The organism is Thermoanaerobaculia bacterium, assembly GCA_018057705.1.
Classification (GTDB): domain Bacteria; phylum Acidobacteriota; class Thermoanaerobaculia; order Multivoradales; family JAGPDF01; genus JAGPDF01.
This window is the reverse complement of the sequence record JAGPDF010000013.1, coordinates 67,354-87,569: the sequence shown is the minus strand read 5'-3', so window position 1 is coordinate 87,569 and position 20,216 is coordinate 67,354. Positions and strand designations below refer to the sequence as shown.

The following is a 20,216-nucleotide window of genomic DNA, read 5'->3' as shown; positions in this document are numbered from 1 at the left end:
GCCCTCACGACGCTGCGGCGGAGTCGTATCGTGCTCGGAGTCCCGGGTCCCGATCCCGCACCCCGTAAGCGGCCGCCTTGGGAGAAACGGCGGCCACGGGGTCAGCGACGGGATGTGGACACCGGTCTCCTGCGCGCGAAACGACTCCGCCTCCGCTCTCACCCTTCGAAGGGGCGTGGCTGGAATCTCGTCAGCCCTGACGAGGTGCCATCCGATTCTCGAGTGCGGAAATCGGGTGGCACCTTGAAATCGAGCACTTCAGCCCTCCGGCCCAGGGGCGATGGCCTGTCTCGGCCCGAATCTCCGCGTAAGGGAGGGAACGCCACTCGGTGGGTCGAGCCCGCCAAGGAGAACTTCATGATCGTCCAGGTCCAGGTCCAGCCCCGGCCGGGTTTCGCGGCCCTCTTCTGCGCTTTGCGTCTCGCTTGCCGGTCGAGCCTCTTTCTCGCACTGCTGTGCGGGACGCTGGTTCCTCCTGCCACCGCCGCCACGTTTACCGTGGGCGCCGCCGGCTGCAGCCATCCCGACCTCGGCGCGGCGCTGGCCGCCGCCGCCTCGAACCCGGGCTTCGACGAGATCCGCCTGCTCGCCGGCAGCAGTCATCAGGGGCAGTTCCTGGTCAACAGCGACGGCCTCGCGATCGTCGGCGGCTTCGCCACCTGCGCCGCCGGGTCGCCCACCGGCAGTTCGACCCTGCTCGGCACGAACTCCAGCCGGGCGCTCTTCCTGAGCTCGTTCGGAACCGTCTCCCTGCAGCGACTCAACCTCACCGGCGGCACGGTCACCGGCGACGGCGGCGGGGCACTCTTCCAGGGGACCGGCAACATCCTGCTGATCGACGTCCTCGTCTTCGGCAACAGCGCCACCGGGAAGGGGGGCAACGTCTTCGTGAGCGCCTCGCCCGGTCTCGTGGTGACGTTCACCGGCACGTCGCTCGTCTCCCAGGGCAACGCTCTTGACGGCGGCGGCCTCGCCTGCGCCGGCGACGGGCGGGTGGTCTTCCGCGACGACGTTCTGGTCGCCAACAATCAAGCTACCGGCGACGGCGGCGGCGTGCATCTTTCGGCGAGCTGCGAGCTCGTCCACTCGTCCTCCGGCCCGGGCGACGGCATCGTCAACAACACGGCGGGCCTTTTCGGGGGCGGCGTCTACATCGAGGGCGGGGCCGAGTTGAATACCGAGCTGGGTCTGTTCGGACTCGCGGTGATTCAGGGCAACAGCGCCCCTGCCGGCAGCGGCGGGGGGGTCTACCTCTCGGGAACCGGCACCGTGCTGCGGGCCTTCTTCGCCGACATCCGCGGCAACTCGGCTCTCTCGGCCGGCGGCGGCATCGCCGCCGAGAACGATTCGATCGCCGCCGTCGGACGCCCGGTCGCCGGCATCGACTGGTGCCCCGACAAGGTGCGCTGCTCGCTGGTGCGCGACAACGACGCCGCCACCGGCGGCGCGGTCTGGGTCGCCGCGAGCTCACTCACCGTGCATGGCGCGCACATCGAGGCCAACTCCGCCAACGCCGGTGCCGCCGTCTACCTCTTCGACGGCGCCGAAGCGACGATCCACTCGAGCGTGATCGCGGGCAACGACGGTTCGGCTCCGTTCATCGTCGGCAACTCGGCCAGCCTGACGCTCGGCAACGTGACGGCGGCGGGAAACACCGGCATCGCGCCCAACTTCATCTCCGCCTCCTCGAGCGCGACCTCGGTGCGGGTCCTCACCTCGATCTTCTCGCAGCCCGACGGCACCCTCCTGGGCGGCACCGGAGCGGGCACCGTGAAGCAGGTCGACTGCGTGCTTTCGCCGACCGTGAACTTCCTCTCCGGGCTGCCCTCCGGGACTTCGACTCGGGCCATCTACATCGCCGATCCGCGCTTCGCCAACGCCGCCACCGGCAACTACCAGATCCGGGGAAACTCGCCGGCCATCGACCACTGCGACCTCACGCAGTGGAACGGCGGCACCCACGACATCGACTGGCAGCCGCGCGACGTGGACAACGCCATCCTCGACACGTTGGGAACCCGCGACCTCGGAGCGGACGAATACCGCGACCTCTTCTCGGACGGCTTCGAGAGCAACGGCACGCAGTTCTGGAGCGTGGCCGTCCCCTAGCCTGAAGAGGTGCTGAAGAGGTGCCATCTGTTGGTGAAGAGGTGCCTCTCTGCGGGCGGCCGGAGATTCGCGACGAGCTCGAGATCGTTTTTTGGATCGAGAAGCAGTTCGCGTAAACTTCGGAGCGGAGCCGGGACTGGCGAGATCCGTCGATTCGACGGGATCACGACGTCGCCACGTTCCGGTTCGACATGACCTCGCGTCGGTGGGCTCTTTACTGGCGAGATCGCAACCTCTCGGACCAGTCTGCGACCCTATGAAGAGACACTTCTCGAATCTGCGAACGCCGGCTCTCCTTGCTCTCTGCGCGATGGCTCTCGCTTCAGCACGAGCTGAAGCCGCTTGCACGGCGTTTGCTGATGCACTCACCGGCAAGGTACTCCGGCAGGATGGCGTTTGCGACCAGCGGATCACCCCGGCGTCCACTTTCAAGATCGCCATCAGCCTGATGGGCTACGACTCTGGCTTTCTCGAGAACACGGAGTCGCCGGCATTGCCGTTTCGCGACGGGTATCCGGATTGGATCGCATCCTGGAAGGCGACGACAGACCCGGCCAGCTGGATGAAGAACTCCGTGGTCTGGTACTCCCAGAGGATCACCGAATCGCTCGGGAAGGAGCGCTTCGCCCGCTACGTCCACGCTTTCGGCTATGGCAACGAAGACGTCTCGGGCGCTCCTGGCAAGCAGGACGGCCTGACCTGGTCCTGGCTCAGCTCTTCGTTGAAGATATCTCCGCTGGAGCAACTCGCGTTCCTGGCGAAGATCGTGCGTCGGGAACTGCCTGTTTCTCCGCTTGCCTACGAAATGACTGCCCGGCTTACGGAAGGCGCGACGCTGTCGAATGGATGGAAGGTGCATGGCAAGACGGGAACGGGTTTCGCTGTCCAAGCCGATGGCTCCAACGGCTCCGAAGATCGGGGGCCTGCAATCGGGTGGTTTGTGGGATGGGCCGCAAAGGGCAGCAGGTCGATCGTGTTCGTACGCCAGATCCAGGATGAGAAGAAGGAGCCCACCTACGCCGGGCCACGCGCCCGTGAAGAGTTTCTGCGCGAGCTACCCGCAGCGTTGGATTCGTTGTCGTTGCAGGTAGGCTAGAGACCGCATGACGCCGCAGCTCCACGCCGTGCATCCCGTCCTCATGTCGAGCGACCTCGGGGAATCCTTGCGGTTCTTCGAGCGCCTGGGCTTCCGCGAGCTGTTTCTCGACAGCCCGGTCGAGCCGCGCTACGCCTGTGTGTCGCGCGACGGGGTCGAGATCCACCTGCAGTGGCATGGGCCGGAGCAATGGCGCCACGCCGCTGACCTCCCGGCCTACCGGTTCTTCGTGTCGGAGATCGATGCGCTCTACATCGAGCTCCGCGGTCGCGGCGCACTCGCGGATCCGGCGCGGCCCGAGAGTCCGTGGTCGGCGCCGGGCGACACGCCCTGGGGCACGCGCGAGTTCCACCTGCGCGATCCGGACGGCAACTGCCTGCAGTTCTATCAGGCGGCTCCCTCCAGAAGGCTCTGAACGGAGCGCGAAGAAGCCGCCTCCGCATGCGGCACAGGCGTCGCGAGTCAGCTCATTCGCAAGCTCGCGGTGGGGTTCGTCGAACGCGGCGCTTCGCTTGTCTACCCGGTGTCGACCTCGAGCCGCGCTAGAGTCCGCCCTTTGCGAGGGCGCCTGCCATGAAGACCCAGTACTACACCGCCTCGACTCTCGATGGTTTCATCGCCACCGACGACCATTCTCTCGAGTGGCTCTTTCCGCTCGGCGACCCCGCCGACACCAGCTATCCGTCGTTCGTCCAGGAAGTCGGCGCTCTGGCGATGGGTTCCTCGACCTACGAGTGGATGCTGCGGCATGGGCTCCAGCCCGTCGACGGAGAACCCGCACCCTGGCCTTACGAGCAACCGTCCTGGGTGTTCACCAGCCGGGAGCTTTCCGCCGTGCCGGGCGCCGCCATCGAGTTCGTCCGCGGCGACGTGCGCCCGGTGCACGCGGCGATGGTGGCGGCCGCCGGCGGCAAGAACGTCTGGCTGGTGGGCGGCGGCGAGCTGGTCGGCCAGTTTCACGACGCCGGCCTCCTCGACGAGATCATCGTCCAGGTCGGCTCGGTGACCCTGGGCTCGGGACGGCCGCTCCTTCCTCGCCGCATCGTGTCGCCCGCCCTCGAGCTCACAGCGGCCCGATTCGTCGGCCCGGGCTTCGCCGAGCTCACCTACACGGTGCGCCGGAATAGCTGACTTACTGGCGGCGCTCAAGCTTCGGCTCGGAGCGGGAAAGCGGCTGGCACCTGTACAGGGAAAGCGGCTGGCACCGTACAGCAGCACCTTTCAAGCAGCCGCTCAGAGGGCGCCGAGGCGGCGCAGAGCCTCCTGCATCTCGGGATTGCCGTTCGCCATCTCGATAAGCGTGCGGCCGTGGAGGTTGCCGGTGGCGCGGATGTCGGCGCCAGCGGCGACGAGGCGTTGGGCGACGGCGAGGTAGTCGCCACCCGGGGAGCGGCGGTGGACGGAGCCGTAGGCGGTCCATCCCAGCGGCGGGCTCTGGTGCGTCGGGTCGGGGGCGTCGATTGCCACGGCACCCAGTTCGAGAATGCGCTCCACCAGGCGCAGGTTGCCCACCCAGCAGGCGGCGTGCTGGGCCGCTCCGCCGTCGACTCCGGGGGCTCCCGGATCGAAGCCGAGATCGAGCATCAGGTGCGCGGCGTCGAAGGCCTCGTGGAAGATCGCCTGGGCCAGCTGGCCGTGCTCCGCGCGCGAGAGCGACGAGACCAGCGTCGGGTCCGAGGCGACCAGGGCTCGCGCGCGGCGGGCGTCGTTGGCGAAGAGTGCCGTGCGCAGAAGGACGCGCGGTGAGCTCCGCGCCGTCAACAGGGCGCCGACCGCCTCGTGGCCGTACTTCTTTGCCACGGCGTGCGGCGAAGCGCCGAAGCCCAGCGACCAGCAGTAGATGTGGAACGGCGGGACGGGCGCGTAGCCGGGCTCGTTGACCTGCGCCGCAGCGGCGGCAGGGTCAGCTTCGAGCAGCCGCTCGGCGAGCGCGAGATCGCCGAGACGGGCGGCCATGAAGATGTCCGGTATCGCGCCGCGGTGGAGGAGGTGCCGGGCGATTTCGGGCCGATCGGCCAGGGCGTACTGCGCCGGCGTCGACCGGTGATCGATGCAGCGGGCGTCGATGTCGGCTCCGAGGTCGAGCAGGAGGTCGGCGATCGCTTGGGTTTGCGCCTCGTGGAGGGGCGTTTGACCGTCGCCGCCGCGCGCATGGACGAGCGACGGCGTGGCTCGAAGCATCGCCGCGAGCTCCGCGAACCAGCCGAGGCGCGCGGCCACGTTCGGCGTCAACGTCGCCCCCCGCGAGAGCAGGAAGCGCGCGGTCGGTTCGTCGGCGCCGTCGAGGACGGTGTACGGGCCGTTCTGCCAGTCGCTCGGAAGGTTCGGGTCGGCGCCGGCGTCGAGCAGGAGTGCCAGGAGCGCCCGGTCTTTCGCCGCGACATGCGCGGCGCGCTGGCCGAATTCGAACCGCGGATCGTTGACGCGCGCGCGCACGTGCGGCTCCGCCAGAAGGCGGGCGACCTGCGGGAGGTCGCGGCGACGCACCGCGTCACGGAACGCCGCCAGGTCGCGCTCCTTCAGGCCGGCGACGAGCTTGGGCCACGACGGAAAGCCCGCCTCGCGCGCGACGGCGAGCTGCGCGTCGGCGAGCTTCAGCTCGCGGGCAGGCTCGCCGGCGTCGGTGCGAACCGCGCGCAGACGCGCGAGCGCCTCAGGGGAGCCGGCGGCAGCCGCGCGCAGGAGATCCTTGGCGATCTTGCGCTGCTGTCCGAAGTGGAGCGGGGCGGTTCTCGGAGATGGCTGATGGGGCGCATCAGGCGGTTGCGGCGATCGGGACGTGGACACGGACGACCTCCTTCGTGGCGCGCCCGTGTCCGCATCCTGGGCAGAAGAAGGGTCGGGGTCTCGAATCGAGGCGACCGCAACAGGTGGGCGCTGCCCTTTCCGCGGACCGGCGGCGTCCTGCGAACGCCGGCGCGAGCGTATCGATGCGGGCCCGCCGAAGCAAGAGCCGCGCTCCGGATCGTGGCACCTGCCAGCAGCCCCCCGGGGGGGGGGTACGTGGCGTCGTCTTCGTGCCCTACAGGCCAAAGACGGAAGAAGGACCGGCAATCTCGCGCCGCCCGCCCAGGAAGATATGGGGAGATATCGGATGGCACCTCCATCCGTTGAAGTCGGCTGGCACCTCGGACTGGGCGGTGGTCGAGTGCGACCTGAGCTCCCTGGAGGAGAACACCGAGGTCGAGCGCCCTCTCAAGTTGAGCATCCTTCTCCTCGAAGAAGTGAGCCCCAGTTCAGGCCGCCCGATTGCGGTCAGCCAGGCCATCGCCATTCTCACGAAATGAGACTGCCGCCCAGTGATCGCAGTGCCGCCGAGCACGCATCCGTGGGCGCTCTGCTCGCGCTCGCGCGTTCGATGACTCGATGCTTCACAAGGCGGCGGCCTGCAACCGAAGGGGTGCCTGTCCCTGATTTCGCGACTTCTGAGCGGCGCTGTCGGGGAGGCCAGCACGTGAGAGTCATTCGATCGGCTCTGATCGCGGCATGCCTCGGCTCTGCGATCTGGAGCCAGGAGCTCCCGCAGCAGGAAGGCTATCGATGGGAAAGGGTGCCGGAAGTGAAGGCGGCGGTACTCGTCCCCGTCGGTTGGCACTTCAAGGTGGACAAGCGGGGCGAAACGGTCGGGTATTTCGTGACGCGGGAGAACGTCGACGAGACGGGGAAGTTCGAGACCGGACTCACGGTCAACGTCATGCGCCGGCCGGGAGCCCACGACTCCGAAGACTATGCGACCGTGTTCCTGGACGGGTTCGCCGCTGGCAAGACATTGCTCGGCACCTGGGAGATCCACCAGGGACCGTTCGTGGGCCGCGGCTGTCGGGTGGAAGATGAAGGGAGCGTGCTGCATACCTTGGCCTTCGCCAACTCGAAGACGAACACCTTCTACCTGGCGATATTCGAAGCTCCGAAGGCCCTCTGGGGCGACGCGTGGCGCATCGGCGAGCGCATCGTGAAGATGCTCTACATCGATGACGAAATCTGAGCTCGAGGGTGTTGCCTAGAACCCGGGCCCGCAGCTCCACGTTCCCCAGAGGGTCGCGGATTCGAAGTTGTCGGTGAAGATCTCGCTGCGGGTCGCGGTGGGGCTCTGGAAGTACTGGCCGTCGGACCAGACGAGGTCGCGGTCGAGGTCGTCGGCGGGGAAGAGCTCGGTGTCGTAGAGGTCGCCTTCGGCGAGGCCATCGCGGCCGGGGCTGCGGATGGACATGAAGGGGCTTTGGAGAGGCTCGTCGTTCATGCGCAGGTCGAGGGCGTGGCCCCAGCCGTCTTCCGCGGGGACACAGAGGGTGTAGATGAGGGGCGTCTGGAGGATGGCGGCGAGATCGACGGCCGCGATCGGCGTGATGTCCGCGAGGTCGATCGAGGGGCCGCCGGCCGGGGTGCGTTGGGCGCCCGAGACAATGTCGGTCATGTAGCTCAGCATGGCGGCGCCCAGGTCGTCGATGCGTTCGACCGCGACCTGCTGCCGCGCGACCGGATCGAGGCGCGGCCGCTCGCGCACCCAGGTGGTGTTGAAGATCACCAGATCGCCCGACGGGCCGCTCGTCGTGCCGACTTCGTAGGTCGTGCCCTCGAAGAGACCATCCGCTCCCGAGCTGCGCAGGGCGATGAAGAAGGCGCCCAGCATGTCCGGCAGGTTGAGGCGGTAGTCGTAGGGACGCTCCCACGGATCGAAGGCGGGAATCGCCGCGATGTAGCTCGGTACGAGAAGCGCCCGCAGGTCCTGCACGGAGATCGGCGGAATCAGCGTCAGATCGATCGGCGGCGAACCGGGGCAGAGGGGGGTGCCCACGGCTGCGTTGCGGGGGATCGCCGAGGGCGAGGGGCTCGAAGGGGCCCGGTGGGCGCGAGAGACGCCCGGTATCGGGGCCATCGGTGCCAGCGGAGGCACCGGAGCCATCGGAGCCATCGGAGCCAGTGGCGCGAGACCCGAGACGACGTCCAGATACCAGGCGTGGAGCGCCGCGTGCACCCGTTCGAGATCCTCCAGCGCGCGGCTCGTGGCGCAGTCGCCGGCGGTGGAGAGGACCTGCGCCGGAGCCGCTCCGGCGAGCAGCGCCCCAAGAGCGAATGCCACGAGCGCGGACCGGCAGGTGCTGCGGCTGGGAAGGAACGGGAAGGGCCTCATCGTCACGATCACTATACGCCCGCCGAAATCGGGTGCCAGCCGCTTCTCGGAGCTTCCCGGAGGGAGCGGCCAATTCGAGAGGATCGGACAGGGAAGTCGGCTGGCACTGCACTTCGAGGCTGCAGATGGGAAAAGGGGCGAGCGGAATTGCCGCTTTCCCTACCCGAACGGTGCGTGCCCTTTCGGTGCCGATTCCTATACTGGGAGGCAAGACTCCCTGGAGAGGCGAGGTCTCTCCTCGGGTCGAACTGGACTGCCGCACGCATGGGAGGGCTGACCGATGATCGGCAACCGCAAGGTGCTCATCGCCCGGGGAGCGACTCTGGCGATGGCAATAGCGTTGACTCTGGTGACCGGCTGCAAGAAGGCCGAGCCACCGCTGGATACCGCGAAGCTTCGGGAGTTCGCGAGCGATTACGCTGCCGCCTGGAGCAGCCAGAACCCGGAGCGGGTCGCTGCCCGCTTCACTCCTGCGGGCTCGCTGGCGGTCAACGACGGCGAGCCGGCCATCGGGCGGGAGGCGATCGCCGCCAAGGTGAAGCAGGTCATGACCGATTTTCCCGACCTCTCCCTGAAGATGGACGAGCTCAGCTTCTTCAAAGGCGACATCGACTTTCACTGGACCCTGAGCGGCAGGAACACCGGCCCCGGCGGCACCGGCAAAGCGGTCAAGTTCAGCGGCTACGAAGAGTGGACGCTCGCCCCCGATGGGCTGCTCGCAACCGTCAACCGGTACTACGACGAGGACGACTACCAGCATCAGCTCGCAGTCGGCGTCGTGCGCACCCGGTAGAGCTCCGCGATCTCCTCTGCCCTTCGCCGGGCGCCGGTCGACGCGCCGTCGAGGCTCGACGTCAGCGCGGCGCGAGGGCGCGCAGGGCGGCGGCGAGAACGAGGTCCTCGCCGGGAAGCGCCGGCGCTGTCCCGGAATCCCTCGACACGCTCCGATCGGTCTCATCGCTGTCCTCGTTCCGCGCGCGATGATCTGCTCGCCAGCCTACGCTGCGCTTGCGCCGAGGTTCCTGCCGATCCTCGGCGGCGGACTTCGGCGCAGGCCTTGCGGACGGGGCCGCGCGAGTCAGGCTAGGATCTGTCGGCGCAAGGGGGCGTGAGGCGTATGGACGAGGACCTCGACGGGCTGTCGCGGGAAGCGTTGGTGGCTGAGGTCGTGCGCCTGCGCGCCGGGATACGGCGGCATCGTGAGAGCTCGGGGCACGCGCTCTGCTGGTATCAGCCGGAGCTCTGGGGGCTCCTCCCGGAGACGAGCGACCCGCTGCCGGAAGTTCCGGACTGGGAGCCGTTCCTCCACGGCTGCGTGCGCTATCGCGCCTCTCTCGACGCCCAGCTGCCGCACGCGCCTCGGGTGCCCGCCAAGTACGAGCCCGGGCGACCTTCCGATCCACAGCCGCAGGATTTCGACTTCGAGGAGACAAAATGACTCTCGTCGTGCGGGCGTTTCCGGTACTGGAAGGGATGGAAGAGAGCGTGCGCGAGATCGCGCGGACCATGGCCGGAGAGAGGGCGGGACAGACGGCGGAGTTCTTCTCGCGCCTCGGTGTGCGCCACGAGTCCTGGCACCTTCAGGAGACGCCGGCAGGGCTCTGGGTCATCGCCGTCTCCGACCTCGACGCGCCGGAGGAGCGCGCGCAGGAGTATGCCGCGTCGAACCGGGAGTTCGACGCCTGGTTCAAGGAGCGCGTCCTCGAGCTCACCGGCATCGATCCGCTGACCCAGCCGCTCGGGCCGCCGACCGAAGAGATCTTCGCCTGGCCGGCGCCGGACCGGCAGGAGACTCTGTGAAGCGTGCCCTCGCCAGCGCTGCCACCGTCGCCGCCATCCTGGGCGCCATGGTCCTGGCGAGTCTGGGATCCCTCGCCTGCCAGAAGACCTATCGCCTCCAGCCCCCGGCTCACTTCCCCGAGGCGCTCGCCAGAGAGATCGCCGGCCGGAGCCTGCACGAAGGCGACAACCTCCTCGTCGATCTCGATTCGCACAAGCTCGTAGGCGAGATCCGCAAGGGAGAGCTGCGGAAGCTGCGCCTCGAGGTCGATGGCGAGAAGTTGGACGAGCTCGCGCTCGGCGCTCTCGCCCGCGCCAACCCCGCGCCACCGCCCAGCGGCGAGACACCGATGTCTTGTGAGCAGAAAGAGGAGCGCTGCCTGCGCAACTGCCGACGGACCACCTCGGGACGCGACTACGAGTGCTGCGAGCTGCGTTGCCTGTTCAACCGCATGAGTTGCGACCTCGGTTGGAATCCGCCCGGTTGGGGCGGCGGGTTCAGCATCCTCTGAGCGCGACGCCGGCGATGGCACTGCGTGAACGGATGGACGATCGCCTAGTGCTGACCGTAGAAAGGGCATCGGCAGGGGTCCGTGGGCTGGACGAGGGCAAAGCCCAGAGGTGCGAATGATCACGAAGCTCCGAGTCGTTCTCTCTTGGGGAGTCGCCGTTGTCGCTTTCGCCGGCGTCGTCTTCGCACAGGAAGAGGTGAAGCTCACCGAGGGGTTCCGGATCGAGCGCATCGCAGCGCAGGAGGCCCGGCTTTCCCTCCGGACGCTGGCGGGGGCGGCAGAGATCGAGATCGAGGGCGAGCACCAGATCCGGGTTCGCGACACGCCCGAGAGGCTCCTCCTGGTCCGCAAGATCATCGCGCTGCTCGACCGGGCCGACACCGCTGCGGAACCCTCCGCGAGCCTCGAAGTCGGGGACGGCACCGTCGTCGCGAGCTTCGCGCTGCGCCACGCGCTTCCCAACGAGGCCTCCCGAATGCTCATGAGCGAGATCGGGATCCGCCGCGTGTCGACCTCCCCGAAGATCGCGACCGTCCTCGTCCGCGATACACCCGAACAGGTGGAGAAGGCGCTCCAGCTCCTCCGCGCCTTCGACGAGGCGGCGTCGGCCGCGTCGAGCTCGCCGCCCCAGACCGGCGGGATGGAGTAGGACCTCCAGCGAGACCGCGAATCCGTCCTGGCCGGTCCTCTGCGCGTGTCGGACTTCAGTACCCCGGCCCGCAGGTCCAGTAGCCCCAGAGGTCGGCGCTCTCGAAACCGTCGCCGAAGATCTCGATCTCGCTGCCATCGGGTGCGCGAGCCGTCACGCCGTCCGCCCAGACGATGTCGTGCTGGCGCTCTCCGGCGGGAAAGGGGGCGACGTCGTAGAGGTCGCCTTCGGGCAGGCTGTCCGAGCCGAGGCTGCGGAGGGCGAGCACGTGCTTTCCTTGGTGATCGTCGTTCAGCCGGTAGTCGTAGGGAGCGTCCCAGCCGTCGAGTACCGGAACGCAGCGGATATAGAACGGCTCGATCAGCGCCCGCAACTCCGCCGCACTGATCGGTGCGAAGTCGGTCATGTCGATCTGCCCTGGGCCTTCGTGACTCGACAGGCCTCTTGCGCCGGCCCCCGGAATGTCCGTGAGCCAAGCGAGGATGGAAGTTCCCGTGTGCAGGATCTGCTGCACACTCCTCTGCTGCCTCGAGACCGGGTCGAGATGCGGTAGATCGCGGACCCAGCGAGCGTTGTAGAAGACGAGATCCTCGGACGGGCCGGTCGAGAATCGGAAGCCGTAGGCAGGGCCCTCGAAGGTGCCGTCGGCGCCGGCACTGCGGATCGCGATGACGTCGGCGCTGTACACATTCTCGACATCGAGCCGGTATTCGTAGGCGGCGTTCCAGGGATCCAGCTCGGGGACCGCTTCGATGTACTCCGGAACCAGGAGACTCCGCAGGTCGGCGGTCGCAATCTGCGGCACGACAGAAAGATCCACTGGCGGCTCGCCCACGCAGAGTGGGCCGGGAATGCCGCCGCCTCTGGGCGTCGCGCCGATGATGATGTCGGTCAACCAGGCGAGCATCGCCGCGCCGACTTCAGAGATCTCCGCACGCGCACGCTGCGAGGCGCAGGAAACGGCGGTCGGCCCGCCCATCGAGCGGGCTCCACCAGGGAAAGAGATCGCAGCGGCCAGGGTGAGCCACAGGACCGGCCGGCGAGTGGCGACGAGAGAGGTCGAGGTCGAATTCACTTCAGGCCCAGCTTAGTCCTTCGCGCTGTTCTTTGCCGACAGGAGGTGCCCGAGAGGAGGTGCCATCCTCTTCCCAGGTCACCAGAGGAGGCGCCAGCAGCACCTCGCAATGAGCTCGCCGGACACGACGCGGGCTCGAATGTCGGCTTTCCCGCCGTTTCCTCGTTCTTCCGGGCAGGAGCCACCCCCGGAGACCCCATGCCTGCACGCCCGCCCTCACAACAGCGCCCGTCTCGCAGCTTTGCGCGAGTTTTCGCGCCATTGCTGCTCACTGCCCTCGGCCTGACCGTTCCGGACCTCGCCGCGGACGACGGCGACCTCGACCTCACCTTCGCCGACGGCGGGCAGACGGATCTCGGACAGGGGTACGTGGGGAGCGTGCTCGCGCTTCGCGACGGGACGATCCGCATCGGCTACTGGAGCGCTGACGCAGGGGTGATCGCGCTCACGGCGCAGGGCGACCTCGACACCTCCTTCGGCTCGGCCGGACGGCGCACGATTCCGTACAACGTCGGCGGGGTGGACCGTCTCGTGGCGGTACTCGAACGCCTCGACGGCCGTCTGGTCGTCGTGCTGCGCGGCGACGACGACTTCGAGCACACGCCGGTGCTGGCGCGTCTCACGGTCGACGGGGATCTGGACGACACCTTCAGCGCCGACGGCATGCACGAGCTCTTCTTCAATTCCAGCTGGAGCGTGCTCGTGCTGGCCGCGGCGATCCAGAACGACGGCAAGATCGTGCTGGCGGGCCGCTGCTTCGAGTGCCTTGCGGATGGCGAGACCGACACGTTCCTCGCCCGCTACCTGAGCACGGGTGCTTCGGACACGAACTTCGGCGACAACGGCCGCGTCATTTTCGACGCCGTCGAGGGCGGAACCGACTATGACTACGCGACGTCCGTCCTGGTCGACCCGGACGGACGGATCGTCGTCGGCGGCGAGTCCCGAAGTGGCGAGTTGGCACGCCCCTATGTCGCCCGGCGACTCGCCAACGGCGATCCGGACCCGGACTTTGCGGGCGCGGACGGCATCCGCACCCTCACCGGGGCCCCGGAGCAGCGGGTCACGGCGCTCGCCTACGACCCGAACGGCCGCCGGATCGTGGTGGGGACGAGCGCCGGCACCACTCTCTCTCCCGACTTCGCGGGACTCGCCCGGATCACCGACTCGGGCGCTATGGACTTCCTCTTCTCTTTCGATGGAATCGTGCCGCTGCTTCCCTCGGGCGACACGCACGTGAGCCAGGTGCTGGTGCAGTCGGATCGCCGGATCGTCGCGGTCGGCTCGAACGATCCGCCGGGGCTCCAGGTCTCCAGCTTCTTCCTCGCCCGCGTGCTGGTCAACGGAGCGCTGGACAGCTCCTTCTCGGACGACGGATTCCAGTTCCTCGAGTTCGATCTCGACACGAACGGGCTGGACGAGGCGAGGGCGGCGGTGCTCGCGGGCGGGCGCGTCGTCGCGGCTGGGAGCGCGGTGGACGGCGGTGTCCCCCAGGTCGCCGTGCTCCGGACAGCGAGCTCGCTGATCCTTGCCGACGGCTTCGAGCGCGGGAGCTCGCACAGCTGGGCGAACCCCTGACCGGAGGCGCGGTCGTCGCCTCCCTCTCGCGGGACCCAGGCCCGATCGAGCGCACACCCGCTTCGCCCGGAACGGGTTAGGCTTGGCGCCGCCGCCATGGAGTTCCGTCTCGACGACCTGACCGGCGCGGAGGTTCGCACGCTGCTCGAAGAGCATCTGCGCAACATGCGCGCGATCTCGCCGCCGGAGAGCGTGCATGCGCTCGACGTAGCCGGGCTGCGCAAGCCCGACGTCCGGTTCTGGACGCTGTGGGAGGCGGGCGAACTCCTCGGCTGCGGGGCGCTCCGCGAGCTCGCTCCCGATCACGCCGAGGTCAAGGCGATGCGGACGGGCGAGAAGCACCGCCGGAAGGGTGTCGCCAAGACCATGCTCGGCCACCTCCTCGCCGAGGCGGCAGCTCGCGGCTACGCCCGAGTCAGCCTCGAGACCGGCGCCCAGCCGGCGTTCGAGCCCGCACGCGCTCTCTACGCTTCCTTCGGCTTCGAGCCTTGCGGCCCGTTCGGAGACTACGTCGAGGACCCGAACTCCTGCTTCATGACGCGGCGGATCACGTTCCTGGACCGTCGGCCCCCCCTGTTGAAATCCCCCTGACCTGCCGGGGCGGGCGCGGTAGCTTGAGGCTTCGAGGCCGCACTCTGGAGGTCAGAGATGAACACATCGAGATGCCTGGCTGCCCTCGGTCTCTCCGCCGCGCTGAGCCTTTCGGTGTCGGCTGAGGCGGAGGGGGCGGCAGCGGACGAGCTCTTTCGCGAGCTGGTGGAGGAGGAGGAGCTCGGCGCGCTGGAGCCGCTCTTTTCCGATGGCTTCGAGTCCGGCAACGCTTCGGTCTGGAATCCGGGGCCGGGCCCCACCCAGAACTGCCCCTTCACACCCGCTCCCGGCACCGGTTTCTTCACCTTGAACAGCGGGCTCACCGACTATGTCGTGCGGCTGCCGGTGGGCTACGACGTGGAGAACCCGACGCCGCGGCGACTGCTCGTCGCGCTGCACGGCTGCGGCGACACCGCGCTCAACTTCGCCGGCTGGGCGGCGGCGCCGTTCGTACTGCGGCCGACGCTCGACTACATCGTCATCTCGATCGGCGGACGCGACGGCCAGTGCTGGAATCTCGCGGACGCCACCTGGGTCGACGCGGCCATCGCGGATGTCAGCTCCTGCTTCTATGTCCACCAGAAGGAGATCGTCCTCGCAGGCTTCTCTTCGGGCGGCGGTCTCGCCTACAAGATGGCGACCGACGATGCGGCCGCGTTCGCTGGAGTCCTCATCGAGAACTCGAGCCTCTCCAGCGTGGTCGGCAGCGGCAACGTCGACGCCGTGCTCGGTGCGGCGGCCTGGAAGATCCACATCGGACACACGGCGAGAACCGGAGACGACGTCTATCCCATCGCGAGCGTTCAGGCGGACTGGACGAAGATGTTGAATCACGCCTTCCCGCTGCAATCCCGCGCGATTCCCGGCGAGCATGGCGACGTAGCGACCGACTGGGAGGGCTTCCTCATCCCCCTGATGGCGACCTGGGCCGCACCCTAGATCACCTCTCGCGCCGGTCGCACGGACGGATCGTCTGCGACATCACATCGCTGGCGTGGCTGGGATGACCGGCGCGGGGGTGCCGTCGGACCATTTGTCGACGGCGACGAGGAAGACGAATAGCGGAGGGAAGGTCGCGAGTTGAGGGAAGGCCTCCCCGGAGAGGTACCAGTAGGGGACAGAGAGAACGGGGGAGTGGGGGAGGTTGGCGCCCCAGGCCGCGTCGTCGAGCCTCGTTTCGAAGAACATCAGGTGCGGGAGATTGTGGTGGCCGTGGTCGGTCAGATACGAGGCCTTGGACATCATGTAGGAGAGAGCTCCGGGCTCCAGCGCGGGTAGCTCGCGCTGGTCGATCGCAGCCTGGATGGCGGCGATGACCTCGACCTTGGAGCGCCCGGCCAGCAAGAGCTCCGTGCGTTTGTGGACATACGGCAGGAGCGAGCGAGCGGCGGGTGGGTTGAGACAGTCTGCGGCGCGGACCTTCGGGCTCCAGAATTCGGGGTGGTCGAACATCCCCAGCCAGCCGCGTTCGACCATGCATACCCAGCCGTTCTTGCCTGCTACCGCGGATTCGTAGCCATGACGACCGAGAACCAGGACCCCGGCATCGCGGGAGATGGACTCCGGCGCTGCGCTGCGGGCGAGGGCGATCTCCGCGTCGCGAGCCATCAGATACTGCTCGAGCGGGGCCATGCCCGGGTACGGTGCCATCGTATCCTGGGCCATCGCCGGGACCGCAGTTGCGAGCACCGTGAGCAGGGCACAGCCCTGGAGCGCGATGGCTCTCATTCTCTTCTTCATGGATTCCTCCCTGGGGTTTCTTGTTGGATGGTCTTGCCTTTGGCGAAGGCCTTGCGCAGCGCACTCTTCCAGCTCGCAGTGAATCGTTTCGAGGCTTCGGCGTCCGGCACGAGGACATCGAAGCCGTGGAAGGCGCCCGGCACGACCAGGAGCTCGGTGGCGATTCCGGCATGGACGAGCCGGCGCGCGTACTCCATGTCCTCTTCGACGAAGAGGTCGATCGAACCGACGCCGATCCAGGCCGGCGGCAGGCCGGCGACGCTGGCCACCCGGGCGGGGACTGCCGCTGTCGGCACCTGGGACGAACCGGCTGGAACACCCAGCAGCGAGCTCCAGGCCAGACGGTTGGCGCTCGCGGGCCACATGAATTGGCCAATTGCGGGGTTGACGGGCGGCGATGGGTGGGGGCTGCCGGTCCGGTCGTCGAGCTGCGGGTAGATGAGCAGCTGGAAGAGGATGGGCAGCTCGTTGCGCCCGTTGTGCTCCCGGGCGTGAATCGCCAGATTCGCTGCGAGGCCGCCTCCCGCGCTCTCCCCCCCGACAGCGATCCGGGAGCGATCGATGCCGAGCTCTGCGGCATGGGCGTGAACCCACTGAAGCGCCGCGTAGTTGTCCTCGAGCGCCCCGGGATAGCGCGTCTCCGGAGCGAGCCGGTAGTCGACCGAGACGACGACGCACTGGCAATCCGTCGCGATCGTCTGGATCCGCGGCATCCACATGGGGTCGGTCATCATGAAACCGCCGCCATGCATGTGAAGCAGCACCGGCTTGTTCTTCTCCAACGGCAGGGGATCGACGATCCAGAGCCGAAGCTCGCTGGCTCTGCCGGCTCCGCTGGCTCCGGTGGCTCCAGGCGCTCCCGTCGGCCCCGACGGCTCTGGCGGCCCGGGGATGAAGCGCTCCATGGGCTGCGGCGCGGGAGCGGGCAGTGGGGGCAGGACGGGCATCTGCCGGAACTGGGCGACCGTCTCCAGGGTGAGGTCGAAGGCGGGGAACTGCTCGAGCGCGGGAAGAAGTTCCGGATCGACTGCGGAATATGGGTCTGGAAGCGCGGGCGAAGCTTCCGAGCGGGAGCCTGGCTCCGAAGCTCGCGTCGACGACGGCGTACCTGCAAGCGCGAGTCCCACGACCAGACCCAGGCCGGCGGTGCGTAGGGCGAAATCGCGACGTGTGAGGGCATGGCTCATGGACTCTCCGTTTTCAGGGGGCGGCTACATGGACGTCGAACGAGGGGTCGCGCAATCGACGAGGCGGCGGGCTTTTCTTTGTCGATGCCGATGATGAGGCGCCCTCGCCGGTCTCGGCTAGAGTCGACACGATGCCCACGAGCTGGCTGACCCCGAGCTCCTCGATACGCGGCCTCCTCCTCGTCGCCCTGGTCGGCTGCGGCAACCCCGGGACGAGAGAGGTGGCCCCTCCGGCAGCGGCGCAGGAGAACCCGGAGGGGTTCCGCGAGGAGTGCCTGAGGGAACCACTGCACCGCGTCATGGGCCATCCGCAGACAGCCGTCCTGATCGAGCGCCACGAGCCGGTTTATTCACCCGCGGCCAGGGAGACGAAGATCGCTGGCGTGATCATCGTGGGGCTTGCCGTCCTTTCCTCTGGCGAGATCTGCGATGCGAAGATCGACAAGGGGCTCCATCCCGCGGTGGACGCCTGCGTCCTCGAGGCCGTGTTGACCTGGCGTTTCCAACCCGCTCTCCTGCAAGGCAAACCGATCGCCGTTGTGTATGCCGTCACGGTGCGTGTCGACTTGCGAGACGCGGCCGACAAGGCGAACACTCGGTGGCGAAGGCACTCGAAGCTGTAAGCTGCTGGCATGCGACGGAGGCCGGTGGGTGAGGCGTTCGCCGCGGTGAAAGGAGATTCCGTGGTCCGACGTACATGGCAGTCGGCGGCTCTGATTCTGGTTCTTCTCGGTGCGGGCACTCTCGCGGCCCAGTCGCCGCCCACCGACGCGGCGCTCGACGAGCTGATGCATGTGTCGGGACTGTGGGAGCAGTTGCCGCAGTTCGAGACGATGGTGCAGGAAGGCTTCGCCGAGGCGATGGCGAAGAACCACGATCGCGCCGACGACGGGGCGGCCAAGATCCTCGAGGCGGTCGCGGCGGCCTACTCGGGCGACCGGCTGCGGGCCACCGTGCGGCGCGAGCTCGCGACCACCCTCACGGCGGAGGAGGTGGCCGGGATCGTCACCTGGCTGGGCACGGAACTCGGCGTTCGCATCACCGCGCTCGAGGGTCGGGCCGGCGAGCCCGAGCAGCAGGCGCTGCAGAAGCTCGAGGCGCCGAAACTGTTGGCCGACACGCCGCCCGCCCGCGTGGAGCAGATCCAGGAGTTGCTCCGGGCCCTGCGCTGGGGCGAGTCGATGGCCTCCATCCTCATCCACACCTCCGAGGGGATCATGCGCGGACTCGCTGTGGAGGATCCGGCCGCGGCCGCGGCGGCGCTCGCTCAGTTTCAGGCGACGATGCAAGCGCAGCGCGCCGCGATGGCGCAGGCGCTCGAGAAAGAGAGCGTCGCCACCTTCGTCTTCATCTACCGCAATCTCACCGAACCCGAGCTCGCCGGCTACCTCGACTTCATCGAATCCCCGCTCGGGCAGCACTACCAGGCCGCCACCCTCGCCGCGATCGACAAGACTCTTTCCGAGGCGGCCGAGAGTCTCGGGCGCATGCTCGCCGCGACGAAATCGACCTGAGATCCGCTGGGCGCGCTGGCGCTCAGTCCGGCGGGAAGATCGCCGACCAGCGGTCGCTGTTCTCCCCTTCGAAGCCGTCGGCGAAGAGGGGGAGGGGGAAGGAGAGCAGAGACTGGTGGGAGGCGGTGCCGGTGCGGGGCCAGGCGAGCTCGCCGCCGATGAGGAGGCGGCCGCCGCCGTTGCCGCGCGCAATCGCCCAGGTGCCGGCGGCGCCGCCGGTATCCGGGTTCCAGGGCAGGAGGTCTCCGCCGGCGACCGTCAGGGCGAAGAGATCGCGCTGCTGGGTGCCGACGAAGAGAGCATCGCTGCCGCATTGCGCGGGCGTCGGATCGACCGGCGTCGTCGAGTCGGCCCAGGCGCGCACGCAGTCGAAGTGGCCGCCGACGAAGAGCACGCCCAGATCCGGATCGAGCGCGCAGGCCTGGACGCCGCCGTCGGTCGCGATCCAGAAGTCCGGGTCGACGGGCCCCGTCGCGGGCGCGAACCGGTTCACGTTGCGCTGGTTCTGCTGGCCGCCGAGCTCCTCGGTCTCCCACCAGTCGCCGCAGAGGTAGATCCAGTTGCGGTCCACCTGGAGGTCGTAGACCTGGACCTCGAGGTCGCCGGGATTCGAGTCGGCGAGCGCCGGAGCGAAACCGGTCGTGACCGTCCCGGTCGCTGCATCCACGGCGGCGGCACTCGCGCGGCGCCCGCTGTTCACCGTGTCGAACTGCCCGCCCAGATAGAGCGTCTGCGCATCCGTCGAGAGCGCGAGGGCGTAAACCGACGTGAAGCCGCCGCCGTCGGACTCGACGAGCGGGTCGAAGTCGCTCGCCACCACTCCCGTCGTCGGCGAGACCGCTGCGATGCGGGCGTGGCAGGGCGTCGTGCCGCAGCCGCCGACCTCGTCGAAGTTGCCGGCGATGTAGACCCGGCCTCCGTCCGGCGCCACCAGGATCCGCTGCACCCGATCGTTCGGCTCCGGCAGCCAGAGCGGATCGGGGGCGGCGTTCGAGCGTGCCACCCGCGCCGCGTGCCGGCGCTGGACGCCCGCGATCGCACGGAACTTCCCTCCGATGTAGATCGACTGACCGTCGGCGGCGAGGGCCAGCGTCTGCCCGCGCGGACCGTTCGCGCAGGTGGGGAAGGCGCCGGCGTCGCAGGTCGCCTGCGGGTCCCAGGCGAGCACAGCGCCCGTCGCGGCGTCGCAGGCCGCGAACCAGTTGCGCGGCACCTCCAGCGGTCCGCCGATGACCTCTCCCGGCGGCCGCACGTG

The 20,216-nt window shown here is 68.4% G+C and carries 22 protein-coding genes; 16 read left to right on the top strand and 6 right to left on the bottom strand.

Features of this window, described 5'->3' with window-relative positions; genetic code table 11:
• The first annotated feature begins 357 nt into the window (after positions 1-357).
• The 5 genes from KBI44_06485 (at position 358) to KBI44_06465 (ending at position 4,336) form a co-directional block, all read left to right on the top strand.
• The gene (locus KBI44_06485; protein MBP9144111.1) at positions 358-2,109 is read left to right on the top strand and encodes a hypothetical protein; all 1,752 of its coding nucleotides are present in this window, start codon (positions 358-360) and stop codon (positions 2,107-2,109) included.
• Between the two features lie 152 nt (positions 2,110-2,261).
• Complete coding sequence (locus KBI44_06480; GenBank protein ID MBP9144110.1) at positions 2,262-2,369, top strand: DUF3024 domain-containing protein; 108 nt, start codon at positions 2,262-2,264, stop codon at positions 2,367-2,369.
• 50 nt (positions 2,370-2,419) lie between these two features.
• Positions 2,420-3,205 carry a class D beta-lactamase gene (blaOXA, locus tag KBI44_06475; GenBank protein ID MBP9144109.1) on the top strand — a complete coding sequence of 262 codons (786 nt, stop codon included), beginning with the start codon at positions 2,420-2,422 and terminating at the stop codon, positions 3,203-3,205.
• A 7-nt stretch (positions 3,206-3,212) separates the two neighbouring features.
• Positions 3,213-3,620 (top strand): VOC family protein, encoded by a 408-nt coding sequence (locus KBI44_06470; GenBank protein ID MBP9144108.1) that lies wholly within the window; start codon positions 3,213-3,215, stop codon positions 3,618-3,620.
• Positions 3,621-3,778: 158 nt separating this feature from the next.
• Positions 3,779-4,336, top strand: coding sequence for a dihydrofolate reductase family protein (locus tag KBI44_06465; protein MBP9144107.1), 558 nt, complete (start codon positions 3,779-3,781; stop codon positions 4,334-4,336).
• A 102-nt stretch (positions 4,337-4,438) separates the two neighbouring features.
• On the opposite strand, the gene KBI44_06460 is transcribed toward KBI44_06465, so the two are convergent.
• A complete protein-coding gene (locus tag KBI44_06460) occupies positions 4,439-5,992 on the bottom strand; it encodes a hypothetical protein (protein MBP9144106.1) in 1,554 nt (517 codons plus the stop codon).
• 667 nt (positions 5,993-6,659) lie between these two features.
• Between KBI44_06460 and KBI44_06455 the strand changes: the two genes are divergently transcribed.
• Entirely contained in the window at positions 6,660-7,190 is a 531-nt protein-coding gene (locus tag KBI44_06455; protein ID MBP9144105.1) for a hypothetical protein, read from the top strand.
• Positions 7,191-7,205: 15 nt separating this feature from the next.
• On the opposite strand, the gene KBI44_06450 is transcribed toward KBI44_06455, so the two are convergent.
• A complete protein-coding gene (locus KBI44_06450; GenBank protein ID MBP9144104.1) occupies positions 7,206-8,342 on the bottom strand; it encodes a hypothetical protein in 1,137 nt (378 codons plus the stop codon).
• A 322-nt stretch (positions 8,343-8,664) separates the two neighbouring features.
• Between KBI44_06450 and KBI44_06445 the strand changes: the two genes are divergently transcribed.
• The 5 genes from KBI44_06445 to KBI44_06425 all read left to right on the top strand — a co-directional run bounded on the left by KBI44_06445 (position 8,665) and on the right by KBI44_06425 (position 11,276).
• Complete coding sequence (locus tag KBI44_06445) at positions 8,665-9,129, top strand: ester cyclase (protein ID MBP9144103.1); 465 nt, start codon at positions 8,665-8,667, stop codon at positions 9,127-9,129.
• Positions 9,130-9,453: 324 nt separating this feature from the next.
• The gene (locus KBI44_06440; GenBank protein MBP9144102.1) at positions 9,454-9,774 is read left to right on the top strand and encodes a hypothetical protein; all 321 of its coding nucleotides are present in this window, start codon (positions 9,454-9,456) and stop codon (positions 9,772-9,774) included.
• Complete coding sequence (locus tag KBI44_06435) at positions 9,771-10,136, top strand: hypothetical protein (GenBank protein ID MBP9144101.1); 366 nt, start codon at positions 9,771-9,773, stop codon at positions 10,134-10,136. The genes KBI44_06440 and KBI44_06435 overlap by 4 nt, the downstream gene beginning before the upstream one ends.
• On the top strand, positions 10,133-10,627 hold the full coding sequence (locus KBI44_06430) for a hypothetical protein (GenBank protein MBP9144100.1): 495 nt from the start codon (positions 10,133-10,135) through the stop codon (positions 10,625-10,627). The genes KBI44_06435 and KBI44_06430 overlap by 4 nt, the downstream gene beginning before the upstream one ends.
• 115 nt (positions 10,628-10,742) lie before the next feature.
• Entirely contained in the window at positions 10,743-11,276 is a 534-nt protein-coding gene (locus tag KBI44_06425) for a hypothetical protein (GenBank protein ID MBP9144099.1), read from the top strand.
• A gap of 55 nt (positions 11,277-11,331) precedes the next feature.
• On the opposite strand, the gene KBI44_06420 is transcribed toward KBI44_06425, so the two are convergent.
• Positions 11,332-12,255 carry a hypothetical protein gene (locus KBI44_06420; GenBank protein MBP9144098.1) on the bottom strand — a complete coding sequence of 308 codons (924 nt, stop codon included), beginning with the start codon at positions 12,253-12,255 and terminating at the stop codon, positions 11,332-11,334.
• Positions 12,256-12,612: 357 nt separating this feature from the next.
• Between KBI44_06420 and KBI44_06415 the strand changes: the two genes are divergently transcribed.
• The 3 genes from KBI44_06415 to KBI44_06405 all read left to right on the top strand — a co-directional run bounded on the left by KBI44_06415 (position 12,613) and on the right by KBI44_06405 (position 15,459).
• Entirely contained in the window at positions 12,613-13,929 is a 1,317-nt protein-coding gene (locus KBI44_06415; GenBank protein MBP9144097.1) for a hypothetical protein, read from the top strand.
• A 96-nt stretch (positions 13,930-14,025) separates the two neighbouring features.
• Positions 14,026-14,520, top strand: a complete 495-nt coding sequence (locus KBI44_06410; GenBank protein ID MBP9144096.1) for a GNAT family N-acetyltransferase — start codon at positions 14,026-14,028, stop codon at positions 14,518-14,520.
• 57 nt (positions 14,521-14,577) lie between these two features.
• The gene (locus tag KBI44_06405; protein ID MBP9144095.1) at positions 14,578-15,459 is read left to right on the top strand and encodes a hypothetical protein; all 882 of its coding nucleotides are present in this window, start codon (positions 14,578-14,580) and stop codon (positions 15,457-15,459) included.
• 42 nt (positions 15,460-15,501) lie between these two features.
• On the opposite strand, the gene KBI44_06400 is transcribed toward KBI44_06405, so the two are convergent.
• Together KBI44_06400 and KBI44_06395 are read right to left on the bottom strand one after the other, a co-directional pair.
• A complete protein-coding gene (locus KBI44_06400) occupies positions 15,502-16,260 on the bottom strand; it encodes a hypothetical protein (protein ID MBP9144094.1) in 759 nt (252 codons plus the stop codon).
• A complete protein-coding gene (locus tag KBI44_06395) occupies positions 16,257-17,447 on the bottom strand; it encodes an alpha/beta hydrolase (protein MBP9144093.1) in 1,191 nt (396 codons plus the stop codon). Before KBI44_06395 ends, KBI44_06400 begins: the two co-directional genes overlap by 4 nt.
• A gap of 131 nt (positions 17,448-17,578) precedes the next feature.
• Here KBI44_06395 and KBI44_06390 point away from each other — a divergent pair, with 131 nt between their 5' ends.
• Positions 17,579-18,070 (top strand): energy transducer TonB, encoded by a 492-nt coding sequence (locus KBI44_06390; GenBank protein MBP9144092.1) that lies wholly within the window; start codon positions 17,579-17,581, stop codon positions 18,068-18,070.
• A 60-nt stretch (positions 18,071-18,130) separates the two neighbouring features.
• Positions 18,131-18,961, top strand: coding sequence for a DUF2059 domain-containing protein (locus KBI44_06385; protein ID MBP9144091.1), 831 nt, complete (start codon positions 18,131-18,133; stop codon positions 18,959-18,961).
• A gap of 22 nt (positions 18,962-18,983) precedes the next feature.
• Here the strand turns inward: KBI44_06385 and KBI44_06380 are convergent.
• Positions 18,984-20,216, bottom strand: a 1,233-nt coding sequence (locus KBI44_06380; GenBank protein ID MBP9144090.1) for a hypothetical protein, incomplete at its 5' end; no start/stop codon positions are given.